At 63.6% G+C, this 11,787-nt stretch carries 11 protein-coding genes; 4 read left to right on the top strand and 7 right to left on the bottom strand.

Annotated elements, in window-relative coordinates; translation table 11 throughout:
* Nucleotides 1-22 precede the first annotated feature (22 nt).
* Entirely contained in the window at nt 23-838 is an 816-nt protein-coding gene (locus tag ACIOVD_RS13180) for a carbon-nitrogen hydrolase family protein (RefSeq protein ID WP_401128119.1), read from the bottom strand.
* Between the two features lie 121 nt (nt 839-959).
* A complete protein-coding gene (locus ACIOVD_RS13175; RefSeq protein WP_095171012.1) occupies nt 960-1,409 on the bottom strand; it encodes a thioesterase family protein in 450 nt (149 codons plus the stop codon).
* Nucleotides 1,410-1,633: 224 nt separating this feature from the next.
* Between ACIOVD_RS13175 and ppnN the strand changes: the two genes are divergently transcribed.
* A complete protein-coding gene (ppnN, locus tag ACIOVD_RS13170; protein WP_320334074.1) occupies nt 1,634-3,007 on the top strand; it encodes a nucleotide 5'-monophosphate nucleosidase PpnN in 1,374 nt (457 codons plus the stop codon).
* A gap of 57 nt (nt 3,008-3,064) precedes the next feature.
* On the opposite strand, the gene ACIOVD_RS13165 is transcribed toward ppnN, so the two are convergent.
* A complete protein-coding gene (locus tag ACIOVD_RS13165; protein ID WP_401128115.1) occupies nt 3,065-3,853 on the bottom strand; it encodes an ABC transporter substrate-binding protein in 789 nt (262 codons plus the stop codon).
* Nucleotides 3,854-3,876: 23 nt separating this feature from the next.
* Nucleotides 3,877-5,073: a M20 aminoacylase family protein gene (locus ACIOVD_RS13160; RefSeq protein WP_095171019.1), complete on the bottom strand. Its 1,197-nt coding sequence runs from the start codon at nt 5,071-5,073 to the stop codon at nt 3,877-3,879.
* A 119-nt stretch (nt 5,074-5,192) separates the two neighbouring features.
* Between ACIOVD_RS13160 and ACIOVD_RS13155 the strand changes: the two genes are divergently transcribed.
* Nucleotides 5,193-6,146: a LysR substrate-binding domain-containing protein gene (locus ACIOVD_RS13155; RefSeq protein WP_401128111.1), complete on the top strand. Its 954-nt coding sequence runs from the start codon at nt 5,193-5,195 to the stop codon at nt 6,144-6,146.
* 38 nt (nt 6,147-6,184) lie between these two features.
* Here ACIOVD_RS13155 and ACIOVD_RS13150 read toward each other — a convergent pair whose 3' ends face one another.
* Entirely contained in the window at nt 6,185-6,748 is a 564-nt protein-coding gene (locus tag ACIOVD_RS13150) for a YceI family protein (protein WP_401128108.1), read from the bottom strand.
* A 19-nt stretch (nt 6,749-6,767) separates the two neighbouring features.
* Nucleotides 6,768-7,313 (bottom strand): cytochrome b, encoded by a 546-nt coding sequence (locus tag ACIOVD_RS13145; RefSeq protein WP_095171025.1) that lies wholly within the window; start codon nt 7,311-7,313, stop codon nt 6,768-6,770.
* Between the two features lie 165 nt (nt 7,314-7,478).
* Between ACIOVD_RS13145 and ACIOVD_RS13140 the strand changes: the two genes are divergently transcribed.
* Both ACIOVD_RS13140 and ACIOVD_RS13135 read left to right on the top strand, forming a co-directional pair.
* Complete coding sequence (locus ACIOVD_RS13140; protein WP_095171027.1) at nt 7,479-8,156, top strand: type 1 glutamine amidotransferase domain-containing protein; 678 nt, start codon at nt 7,479-7,481, stop codon at nt 8,154-8,156.
* A 96-nt stretch (nt 8,157-8,252) separates the two neighbouring features.
* A complete protein-coding gene (locus ACIOVD_RS13135) occupies nt 8,253-9,194 on the top strand; it encodes a class I SAM-dependent methyltransferase (RefSeq protein ID WP_095171029.1) in 942 nt (313 codons plus the stop codon).
* A 17-nt stretch (nt 9,195-9,211) separates the two neighbouring features.
* Here the strand turns inward: ACIOVD_RS13135 and ACIOVD_RS13130 are convergent, their stop codons facing one another.
* Nucleotides 9,212-11,776, bottom strand: a complete 2,565-nt coding sequence (locus tag ACIOVD_RS13130) for an EAL domain-containing protein (protein ID WP_401128104.1) — start codon at nt 11,774-11,776, stop codon at nt 9,212-9,214.
* Between the last annotated feature and the right edge of the window lie 11 nt (nt 11,777-11,787).

Below are 11,787 nucleotides of genomic sequence, written 5' to 3'. Positions count from 1 at the left end.
CTGCGGCGCTGATGCAAAAGACTCAGTCAATCAGCAGTTCGCGGCGCCCATCGGCGTGGTCGATCTGCCGGCAGGCCAGTGGCAGGCGCCGGTCCTTGAGGTAGTCGTAGTCCTTGCGTGAACGTTGCAGCTCGCTGAAATCCAGCTCCACCACCTGCCGACATTCCTCGCGCCCGGCCTCGAACAGCAGCCGTCCCGAGGGATCGACCACCGAGCTGGCACCCGCAAAGACCAGGCCGCCATCGCCTGCCCCACAACGATTGACCAGCACCGCAAACGCCTGGTTTTCCTGGGCTCGGGCGAGGATCGCGGTGCGGTGCACCGGGCCGAAGGGGTCCATGTTGGCGTTGCAGACCAGCATCAGGTCGACCCCCAGTTGCGCCAGCGCACGGGCCGGCTCCGGGAATTCGATGTCGTAGCAGATCAGCAGCCCGACCCGCACGCCCTTGTACAGGGTCGTGCCGAAACGATCGCCGGGTTGCACCACACCACGCTCCGACGGCCACAGGTGGGTCTTGCGGTAGCGCAAGGCAATGCCCTGGGGTGTCAGCAGCAACGAGGTATTGTAGAAATCCTCGCCATCACGCTCGGCGATGCCTACGACCGCCGCCATATCCCGCTCGCGCAAGGCCTGCAGCACCGCCTGAACGCTGGGCCCATCGGCCGCCTCGGCCACTTCGCCGAGTTGCGCGGCGCTGGCAAAGCCCATCAATTGGGTCTCGGGGAACACCAGCAAGTCGGTGTCCGGGGCGCAGGTGGCAATGGTGTGCAGCGTGCGTTGCAGGTTGTACGCCGTGTCACCATCGCGACCGGCCAGTTGTACTAGTTCAATCTTCATGGGTTGTCCTTCGAGCTATCCGACCAGGCAGCCCGTTTTCAGGCTGTGGCCGAGTATGGGGCGCCAGCCAGGGCTGGCGTAATCCCGTCGAAGGGGTACCCCTGAAGGGGTAGAGACGGCTTCAGTGCGGCGCAGGCATGGCGGCAAACAGCACGTTGACCTCGGGAAACCGCGAGATGAAGTCCGCCGGCATCGGTGCCACCTTGCCGGCGCCGTAGTCGAAGAACACAAACCCCGACTTGGCCAGCGCCACCAGCGTGCCATCGACCGGCCGGGTGATGCGAAAGATGATGTCGCCCCCGTACTTGTTGAGGTCCATCAACCCCACTTCGAACAGCAGGCGATCACGGGCGTGAGCCTCGGCGCGATAGACCGTCGCCAGGTCCGTGACAATGATGCCCTCCTCACTCACGCCATACTCGAACAGCATCCGCGCCCGGGCTTCGGAGATCATCGAGATCATCGAGTCATTGGCCAGGTGGTTGGCGGCGTTGACGTCGGTCACCCGCACGGTCAGGGCGGTGGCGTAGAAAAACGGATTGTGGGGAAACTCCAGGTGCAGGCGGGCCATGGCGGGTCTCGTGGCAGGAAAAGAGGCAGCCACTGTTAGTCAGGCGCGGGAAATCTGGGACAGCGCTATCAGACAAATTGCGATCACGTGCACCACTGCTCATGGATATTTGCATTCAACGGCGCTCGCCTAGAAGATGACGGCAGCACGATCGCTTCGGCGCTGACTATCCTGATGTAATTGAGCCCGTCGGGCTCGCGACCATCGTTCTCAGGGAATCCAGAATGACAGCAAGACAAGTAATCAATGCGTCGGTGAGCCCAAAAGGCAGCCTGGAAACACTGTCCCAACGCGAAGTACAACAACTGAGCGCCGCGGGTACAGGCAGCATCTACTCGCTCTTTCGCCAGTGCGCCCTGGCCATCCTCAATACCGGCGCCCATGTCGACAACGCCAAGACCATCCTCGAAGCCTACCGCGACTTCGAGATCCGCATTCACCAGCAGGACCGTGGCGTACGCCTCGAACTGCTGAACGCCCCGGCCGATGCCTTCGTCGACGGCGAGATGATCGCCAGCACCCGCGAGATGCTGTTCAGCGCCCTGCGCGACATCGTCTACACCGAGAATGAGCTGGACAGCCAGCGCATCGACCTCAGTACTTCGCAGGGCATCAGCGACTACGTCTTCCACCTGCTGCGCAACGCCCGCACCCTGCGCCCCGGCGTCGAGCCGAAGATCGTCGTGTGCTGGGGCGGTCACTCCATCAGCACCGAGGAATACCAGTACACCAAGAAAGTCGGCCACGAACTGGGCCTGCGCAGCCTGGACGTCTGCACCGGTTGCGGACCAGGCGTGATGAAAGGCCCGATGAAGGGCGCAACCATTTCCCACGCCAAACAGCGAATCACCAACGGCCGCTACCTGGGCCTGACGGAGCCTGGGATCATCGCCGCCGAGGCACCGAATCCGATCGTCAACGAGCTGGTGATCCTGCCGGACATCGAGAAACGCCTGGAAGCCTTCGTCCGCGTCGGCCACGGCATCATCATTTTCCCCGGCGGCGCCGGCACGGCCGAGGAGTTCCTGTACCTGCTCGGGATCCTGATGCACCCGGACAACCGCGACCTGCCCTTCCCGGTGATCCTCACTGGCCCGCGCAGTGCCGCGCCGTACTTCCAGCAACTGCATGCCTTCGTCGGCGCCACCCTGGGCGAAGAAGCGCAAAACCACTACGAGATCATCATCGACGACCCGGCCCAGGTGGCCCGGCAGATGGTCCAGGGGCTCAAGGCGGTCAAGCAGTTCCGCCGCGAGCGCAACGACGCCTTCCACTTCAACTGGCTGCTGAAGATCGACGAGGGTTTCCAGCGTCCGTTCGACCCGACCCACGAAAACATGGCCAGCCTGCAACTGCGCCTCGACCTGCCCGCCCATGAACGGGCGGCCAACCTGCGCCGGGCGTTCTCCGGGATTGTTGCCGGCAACGTCAAGGACATGGGTATTCGCTTGATCGAGGAACATGGCCCTTACGAGATCCATGGCGATGCGGCAATCATGCAACCGCTGGACAAACTGCTGCAGGCCTTTGTTGCCCAGCACCGGATGAAACTGCCCGGCGGCGCGGCGTACGTGCCGTGCTACCGGGTCATCAGCTAACAACCGCTGTAGCCGCTGGCGCAGGCAGCGCCAGCGGGTTACCCAGTCCCGGGCTGATTATTTCGCGCCGTAGACGTCGAAATCGAAGTACTTGTCGTTGATCCGCCCATAGGTGCCGTTGGCCAGGATGGTCGCCAGTGCCTTGTTCAGGTCTTCGCGCAGCTCGACGTCGGCCTTGCGCACGCCGATACCGTCGCCCACACCGAAGAACTTCGGGTTGTCGAGGGTGGCACCGGAAAACTCATAGCCCTGGCCCTGCGGTTTATTGAGAAAGCCGTAACTGGCCTGGATCGAGCCTTGCAACGAGGCATCGAGCCGGCCCACCACCAGATCGTTGTAGACCTGATCCTGATTCTGGTAGGACAACACATCGACGCCCTTCGAGCCCCAGACCGCCTTGGCGAACGCTTCCTGAGTCGAGCCCTGCTCGACGCCGACACGCTTGCCCTGGAGCGACTCGACGGTTGGCTGCAGATTCGCCCCGCGCTTGATCACCAGGCGTGCCGGGGCGTTGGAGACCTTGTCGGTAAAGGCGATCATTTCCTGGCGTTTGGCGGTGACCGTCATCGAGGAAGCAATGGCGTCGAATTTGCGCGCCAGCAAACCAGGAATCATCCCGTCCCAACTGCTTTCCACCCACACACACCGGGCCTTGAGCTCGTCACACAGTGCTTGGGCGATGTCGACGCCAAAGCCGGTCAGGCTGCCATCCTGGTTTTTGTATTCCAGTGGCGGATAGCTCGGATCAACTCCCAGGCGCAACACTTTGCCCGACCAGTCCGCCGCGCCTGTCAGGCCGGAGGCGCTGATCAGGGTCAGGGAAATCGCTGCGATCATCTTGTTCATTATTGTTGTGCTCCAGAGTTGGCTCAGCTGTGGCGTGAAATCGCCGCCTCGACAGGTAAAAAGGCCTCGACCAGCTTCACCCAGTAACTCGCCCCGATGGGCAGGCAGTCATCATTGAAGTCATAGCCGGGGTTGTGCAACACACAGCCGCCCTCACCCGGGCCGTTGCCGATCACCAGGTAACTGCCGGGGCATTGTTCGAGGATGAAGGCAAAGTCTTCACTGGCGGTAAAGGGCCGCAGGTCCTCGATCAAATGCTCCGCCCCCAGCCAGTCCTGCGCGACCTGACGGGCGAACGCGGTTTGCCCGGCATCGTTGATCAGCACCGGGTGACAGTGCTGATAGTCGATCTCGGCCCGTGCGCCAAAACTCGCGGCCTGGCCGTGCACCAGCTCGGTGATGCGCTGTTCCAGCAACTGCCGTACCTGGGGGGTCAGCGCGCGCACGCTCAGGCTCATTTCGGCAGATTCGGCGATCACATTCGACGCCGTGCCGGCATGGATCGAGCCCACCGAGACAATCGCCACGTCCTGCGGATTGACGTTGCGCGAGACAATGCTTTGCAAGGCCATCACGATTGATGCACAGACCAGCACCGGGTCCACCGCCTTGTGCGGTACCGCGCCATGACCGCCCACCCCGATCACCTTGATCGTCACCGTATCGGCCGAGGCCATGAACGCACCGCTGTAAAAACCCAGGTGCCCGGCAGGATGACCAGGCACGTTGTGCATGGCGAAGATCGCATCACAGGCAAAACGCTGGAGCAACCCGTCGTCGAGCATCGCCCGCGCCCCGCCCAGGCCTTCTTCGGCTGGCTGGAACACCAGGTGCACAGTGCCGCTGAAAGCGCGGGTTTGCGCCAGGTGCTTGGCCGCCGCAAGCAGCGTGGCGGTATGCCCGTCGTGGCCGCAGGCGTGCATCACGCCGTGGTTGCGACTGGCGTACGGCAACCCGGTGGTTTCCACAATGGGCAGCGCGTCCATGTCGGCACGCAGCCCGATGGCCCGACCCGGTCCCGTGCGCAGGGTACCGACCACGCCGGTCCTGCCGACGCCGGTGCTGACCTCATAGCCCCATTGGCGCAGGCACTGCGCAACCAGTGCGCTGGTGGTGAACTCCTCGAAGCCCAGCTCCGGGTGGGCGTGGATGCGCTGGCGCAGGGTGATCATTTCCTCCTGCAGTGCGGCGATTCCCGGCAGGACATGGCCCGTCAGCATGCTGCTACTCCTCAATGGCTAGGGTGGGTGGCTGGCATCGATCTTATGCAGCCTGGCGTAGGCTGGGGAGGCGCAGTTTGGTTATGATGACAACCCTTGGTTGTCACATCGGTGAGCGGATGAAACTGCATCAATTGCAAGCCCTGGTCAGCAGCGCCGAGACCGGCAGCATTCGCGCCGCCGCCCGTGCGCTGAACCTGTCCCAGGCAGCCGTGACCAAGGCCCTGCGCGAACTGGAAAGCGCGCAACAGCTACCGCTGTTCGTCAGGACGGCCAGCGGCCTGAACTTCACCGAATACGGCAAGGTGCTGGTGACCCACGCCCGGCTGGTACTCAAGCAACTGGAGCGTGCGCAAACCGAACTCGATGAGCTGCGCGGCCAGCACCGCGGACGACTGTGCGTCGGCGTCACGCCGTGGGTCGCCCTGACCTTCCTGCCGGAAGTGGTGCTGGCCTTTCGTGAGCGGATGCCGGACATCCAGCTGGAACTGTTCGAGAGCCTGATGGCGGTGGCGCAACCGCTGCTGCGCGATGGCAGCATGGACTTTGCCATCGGCCAGTTGCACCCGACCCAGGCAAGCCCCGAATTTGCCTGTCAGCCCCTGCTCGACTACCAGACCGCAGTGCTGGTCCGCCAAGGTCACCCGTGCCAGGACGCCCGTTCGATCCACGACCTGCTGGAGCAGAACTGGACCCTCAACTACGCCCCCGATGGCCATGATGCCCTGATGCACGAGCTGTTCTGGCGCCACCACGCGCAGGTTGCCGAACAACGCATCGTGCGGGCCCAGTCACTGGCGATCCTGCAGATGCTGGTGGAGCGCGCCGACATGTGCACCTGGGGCCCGGCGTTGCTGAGCAGCGCCCCGTTCTTCCTCGGCCGCCTGGTGGCGCTCGACCTCAAGGAGCCATTCGAGCCACGTCAACTGAGCATTGTCACCCGCCGCAATGGCTCGCTGAGCCAGGCTGCGCAGTGTTTTGCCGACTGCCTGCTACAGGTGATCCGCCGTCACGCCCGCTCGGCGAAAAAACCCGACCGGGCACTGTTCGAGACCTTGCGCGTACTGGTGTGAGGCGCTGCTCAGCCGACCGAGAGCATCCACCTCGACACTTATTGCTCGGGCGCCACCACCCGAAAACGGATGCTGATTTCGTTGGAGACCACACCGTAGTCCGCCCACTCGCCATCACCAATATTGAAGTCGCCACGCTTGAGAATGAAGGTGCCGTCAAAAATACCGATGCCGCTTTCCGGCTTCAGGGCGATCCGCGCGCCAACCTCGCGGGTCAGGCCCTTGAGCGTCAGTTGGCCGTCAACCTGGTACAGGTTATCGCCCAGGGCGGTGACGCTTTGCGATTCGAACCGGGCCTGGGGATAGACCGCCGTGTCGAACCAACCGGGCTTTTGCAATTCGCTATTGGCGTCGGGGTTGCCGGCGTCAATGCTGGTCAGCTCGATGATGATCCCGGCATGTGCCGCCGAGGGGTTGGTCGAGTCGAAATCGATGGTCGCCTCGAACCGGCTGAAAGTGCCGTAGACCCGGGCGCCCATCTGGTTGTAGGTGAAGCTGACCTGGCTGGCGCTCGGGTTGACTTGCCGGTACTGCGCCGCACTCGACGAGCCGCACGCGAGCATGGCGAGCACCAGGGTGACGGTCGCTGTTCGATGGTTCATGACAGGCTCCAGCCGGCAGTCAGGGATCAGCTTTTTGGCGGAACGCCAGCATGCGGCGCAGCACGTCATCGCGGTCGATGAAGTGATGCTTGAGCGCCGCACCGGTATGCAGCAGGACCAGCGCCAGCAGGCCGTAATTCAGGCTTTGATGCAGCGTCAGCAAGCGTTCGCCCAGGGCTTCGTCCTTGGCCAGCAGGTCCGGCAGGGGCAAGATGCCGAACCAGGCAGTCTGGAAACCCTTGGCTGAACTCATCAGCCAGCCGCTCAAGGGGATGATCAGCATCAGCCCATACATCAGGCCGTGGGTCAGCCGCGAGACTCGACGCAACAACACCGGCACGCTGGCGGGTAGCGGTGGCGCGGCATGGCTCAGGCGCCAGCCGAGGCGGATCAGCACCAGCAGGAACAGGCTGACCCCGGCCCACTTGTGCCACGAATAAAGCTTGAGCTTGGTCGGCGACAGGGCCAGGTCCGGCATGTAGAGACCCAGGGCAAAGGTGCCGATCAGTCCCAGCGCTACCAACCAGTGCAGGTACACCGCCGTGCGGGTGTAGCTATCGTTCATGAGTGCTCCGTGCCGATCGCTACAGTGTTGATCCACCCTGGCACTTGTGCAAATGCGCGCATGACCCTTGGTCCTTTAGTGCTGGCATTCCTGGCGCTGGCGACCATAGTTAGACGTCCCGGGCTTGCTGGCCTGGGGGCTTATCAATGGCAATCAGAGGTCACGATGAACATCCTGATGGTACTGACTTCCCACGACCGGCTCGGCGACACCGGCGAGAAGACCGGGTTCTGGCTGGAAGAGTTCGCCGCACCCTACTACGTGTTCAAGGACGCCGGGGTCAACGTGACCCTGGCCTCGCCCAAGGGCGGGCAACCGCCGCTCGACCCGAAGAGCGACGCCCCCGACGCACAGACCGAGGCTACCCAGCGCTTTCGCGAGGACCCGGTGGCCTTCCAGGCGCTGGCCCACACCGAGCCGCTGGCCCAGATCAAGGCCAGCGACTTTGACGCGGTGTTCTACCCGGGCGGTCATGGTCCGCTGTGGGACCTGGCCGAAGACCGCGACTCCATCGCCCTGATCGAAGCGCTGTATGGCGCCGGCAAACCGGTGGCCGCGGTGTGCCATGCGCCAGGGGTGTTGCGCCACACCCAGGCCCAGGGGCAGCCGCTGGTCAAAGGCAAGTCGGTGACCGGCTTCACCAATTCCGAGGAAGCGGCCGTCGGCCTGACCGAGGTGGTGCCGTTCCTGGTGGAGGACATGCTCAAGGCCCACGGCGCGCACTACTCCAAGGGCGAGGACTGGCAGTCGTATGTGGTGGCCGACGGCAACCTGATCACCGGGCAGAACCCGGGGTCATCGGCAGCGACGGCCGAGGCGACCTTGCAACACCTGGGACTCTGAGCCCTGCCGCTGGCGGGATTTGTGGCCAATGCTGCGAGTCCCGGCAGCCCATTTATGTATAAAATGCCGCCCCTTTGACTTGCCGGCCCCTGCTCGATGACCCCTGAAGCCCTCGCCACCCTGCACGACCATCTGTTGACGGCCCTGGCAGCCCCACCCGCAGAAACCCGCCGCCTGTTTCACGGACGCGGGCGTTGCTGGCCGGGCCTGGAGCAACTGACCGTGGACTGGCTGCAGGGCATTGTGCTGGTCGCGCTGTTCAAGGAACCCGAACCGCAGCAGTTGCAGGCCTTGCAACAGATGCTGCGGCAGATCAGCCAGACGCCGCAGTGGCAGGCGAGCGCGGCCCACACGCTGCTGTTGCAACACCGCTATCTGCCACAAAGCACCACCGAGTGGCTGCTGGGGCCGGAAATCGACGAGTGGACGCTGACCGAAGGCGGCCTGCGCTATCGCATCGACCTGGGTAAAAAGCAGAACGCCGGCTTGTTCCTCGACATGCGCTACGGGCGCAACTGGGTCAAGGCCCAGGCCCAGGGCAAGCGGGTGTTGAACCTGTTCGCCTACACCTGCGGCTTCTCGGTGGCGGCCATCGAGGGCGGCGCCGAGCATGTGGTCAACCTCGACATGTCCCGTGCCGCCCTGAGTCGCGGGCGCGACAACCACCGCCTGAACGGCCACGACCTGAGCCAGGTGAGCTTCCTCGGCCACGACCTGTTCAAATCCTGGGGCAAGGTGATCAATAACGGACCTTACGACCTGGTGATCATCGATCCGCCGTCGTTCCAGAAAGGCAGCTTCCTGCTGACCAAGGACTATCAACGGGTGTTGCGTCGCCTGCCGGAACTGCTCGCGCCGCAGGGCACGGTGCTGGCCTGTATGAACGACCCGGCCTTCGGCGCCGACTTCCTGATCGACGGCGTCACCCGCGAAGCCCCGAGCCTGCGTTTCGTCGAACGCCTGGACAACCCGCCGGAGTTTCCGGATATCGATGTGCAAAGCGGCTTGAAGGCGTTGGTCTTCACCCTGGCGGACTGAAAGGCGCAGCCCTGGGCTTACTCCAGCGCCGCCAACGGGCTCTCGTGGCTCATGGGCGGCACCCTGCCCTGGCACGCCAGCAACCATTGCCTGAACGCCCCGGCCGGAAGCGGTACCGAGAAGAAGTAGCCCTGCCCGACCTCGTAGCCTTGCGCCTTGAGGATGTCGCGCTGGGCCGCGTGCTCGATGCCTTCGGCCACCACCAGCAAGGACAGGCCCCTGCCGATGCCAATCACCGATTCGCTGAGGGCGCGGCAGGAGGCATCGCACTCCAGGTCATCGACAAAACTCTTGTCCAGCTTCAGCTCACTGATCGGCAGGTGGCGCAAGTAACCCAGGCTGGAATAACCGGTGCCAAAGTCATCGATGGCCAGGCGCACCCCCAGGGCATGCAGCTCTTTCAAGGTTTGCTCGGTGCCGGGGCTGTTGGACAGCAACACCCCCTCCGTGACCTCCACGCACAAATCCGCCGCCTGCAATTCGTAGCGTTGCAACTGCTGGGTAATCTGCGCCGCCAGATTGAGATTGTGAAAGTTGATCGGCGACAGGTTGATCGACAGCGACGGCACCGTCAGGCCCTGCTCGCGCCACTGCGCCAGCTGACCGCAGGCGGTTTGCAGCACCCACTGGCTCAGCTCATTGATCAGCCCGCACTCCTCGGCCAGGGGGATGAAGCGCTCCGGCGAGATAATGCCCAGGGTTGGATGATCCCAACGCGCCAACGCCTCCACTCCCACCAAGGTCCCGCTGTGCAGATTGATCTGCGGTTGATACTCCAGCTCCAGGCCCTCACCAGCAAGGGCCATGCGCAGCGCGGTCTCGAGAATCAGGCGACTCTGGGCGATCCGGTTCATCTCTTCGAGGAAAAAACTGAAGCTGCCGCGTTCGGCGCGCTTGGCCTGGTACATCGCAATGTCGGCGCACTGCAGCAAGCTTTCCATGTCCTGGCCGTCACCGGGAAACAGGCTGATGCCGATGCTGGCCGACAACACCACCGAGGTCCCGGCAATGGGCGCCGGAAAACTCAGTACGCGCTTGAGCCGTTCAAGAAACCGCGTGACCTGGGTCGCGTTGCGTCGCGGCAAAACCAGCACGAACTCATCCCCGGACAAGCGCCCGACGATGTCCGACTCACGCAGCACACTGCTCAGGCGCTGGGCCATGACTTGCAACAGTTCGTCGCCGGCCGCATGGCCAAGGGCATCATTGACCTGCTTGAAGCGATCCAGGTCGACAAACAGCACGGCCAGTTCGGCCTGCTCCCTGGCCACTTCGGCAATGGTCCGTTGCGCCTTGGCCAGCAGCAGGTTGCGGTTGGGCAAGCCGGTCAAGCCATCGTAATACGCCATCCGGCGAATGGCCTGGCGCGCTTCCTCGCGCTCCAGCGCCAGCATGCACAGGTGTGTACCGGCGGTCACCAGGTGCGCATGCAGGGTGTCGGGCCCACGGCACTCGCGAAAATACAGGGCGAAGGTGGCGGCCACGCGGCCGCAGCTGTTGCGCACCGGAATCGACCAGCACGCGCGCAAACCCGCCTTCGCGGCCAGCTCCTTGTAGTCCGCCCACAGCGGGTCGTTATTGATGTCCGTGACCAGCACCGGCTTGCCTCGGTGAGCCGCCGTGCCGCAGGACCCGGCAATCGGCCCGATCGCCAGGCCTTCGATTGCCCGCGAGTACTCCACTGGCAAGCCAGGGCTGGCCAGTGGGTGCAGGATGCCGTTGGGATCGACACTGAGGATCGAGACGATGACTTCCGGGGCGATGCGTTCGATTTCCTGGCACATCAGGGCCAGTACGTTTTCCAGCGACTCTTCCTTGAGCAGCGCGCCGACCACCTTGTCCTGCAGCACCTCATGCAATTTGAAGCGGGTGATGTCGGTGAGCACGATCACCGTGTTGTCGACCTGCCCCCGGGCATCGAACACCGGGGCCGAGGACACATGCACCCACAGCCGTTGGCCATTGCGCTTGCTGATCAAGGCGCTGACTTCATGGGGCTCGCCACCGAACATTCGCTCCAGTTCAGGTAGCACCGGCACATCGACCTCGGTGTCGAGCACAAAAAACATCAGCGGCGACAGCCCAAGAACTTCTTCGCGGCTGTAGCCGAGCAGTTGCACCAGGCCGTCATTGACGTAGAGCAGGCGCGCAGCGGCGTCGACAATGCAGGTGGCCGAGCGGGTGGCATTGACCGACAGCGACAGCAAGCGGTGTTCGATGTCCTGGAGGCGGGTCTGGGTGATGTCCTTGAGAAAGGCCGCATAGAGGGTGCGGCCCTGCAGGGTGATCCTGGAGACGGACAACGCGCCCCAGCGTGCCTGCCCATCCTTACCCAGGATACTCAGGTCGTGGCTGCAACCGGGATCATCGGCCGTGCGCAGGGTTTCGGGAAACAGGCTGTCGACGTGACTGCCCACTACGTCCTGTCGGGGACAACCCCAGAACCGTTCGGCAGCGGCATTAAAAAACATCACTCGGCTCTGGTCGTCGATGACCACTACCGCATCGCCCCATTGCTCCAGGGTCTGCACGAAGAAGTCTTGCGCATCAATGCGCCGGGCCCGCCTGACTCTCGTGTCCATTGCAGTCACTT

Origin of the sequence: Pseudomonas sp. NPDC087626 (assembly GCF_044743405.1) — a bacterium.
Classification (GTDB): Bacteria; Pseudomonadota; Gammaproteobacteria; order Pseudomonadales; family Pseudomonadaceae; genus Aquipseudomonas.
This window is presented reverse-complemented; position numbering and strand designations above follow the sequence as displayed.

What these genes read in the sequence shown, in the direction of transcription:
- ACIOVD_RS13145 (WP_095171025.1), bottom strand. Translation starts at nt 7,313, where the DNA reads ATGAACGATAGCTACACCCGCACGGCGGTGTACCTGCACTGGTTGGTA.
- ACIOVD_RS13150 (WP_401128108.1), bottom strand. Translation starts at nt 6,748, where the DNA reads ATGAACCATCGAACAGCGACCGTCACCCTGGTGCTCGCCATGCTCGCG.
- ACIOVD_RS13160 (WP_095171019.1), bottom strand. Translation starts at nt 5,073, where the DNA reads ATGCTGACGGGCCATGTCCTGCCGGGAATCGCCGCACTGCAGGAGGAA.
- ACIOVD_RS13135 (WP_095171029.1), top strand. Translation starts at nt 8,253, where the DNA reads ATGACCCCTGAAGCCCTCGCCACCCTGCACGACCATCTGTTGACGGCC.
- ACIOVD_RS13175 (WP_095171012.1), bottom strand. Translation starts at nt 1,409, where the DNA reads ATGGCCCGCCTGCACCTGGAGTTTCCCCACAATCCGTTTTTCTACGCC.
- ACIOVD_RS13165 (WP_401128115.1), bottom strand. Translation starts at nt 3,853, where the DNA reads ATGAACAAGATGATCGCAGCGATTTCCCTGACCCTGATCAGCGCCTCC.
- ACIOVD_RS13180 (WP_401128119.1), bottom strand. Translation starts at nt 838, where the DNA reads ATGAAGATTGAACTAGTACAACTGGCCGGTCGCGATGGTGACACGGCG.
- ACIOVD_RS13130 (WP_401128104.1), bottom strand. Translation starts at nt 11,776, where the DNA reads ATGGACACGAGAGTCAGGCGGGCCCGGCGCATTGATGCGCAAGACTTC.
- ACIOVD_RS13155 (WP_401128111.1), top strand. Translation starts at nt 5,193, where the DNA reads ATGAAACTGCATCAATTGCAAGCCCTGGTCAGCAGCGCCGAGACCGGC.
- ppnN (WP_320334074.1), top strand. Translation starts at nt 1,634, where the DNA reads ATGACAGCAAGACAAGTAATCAATGCGTCGGTGAGCCCAAAAGGCAGC.
- ACIOVD_RS13140 (WP_095171027.1), top strand. Translation starts at nt 7,479, where the DNA reads ATGAACATCCTGATGGTACTGACTTCCCACGACCGGCTCGGCGACACC.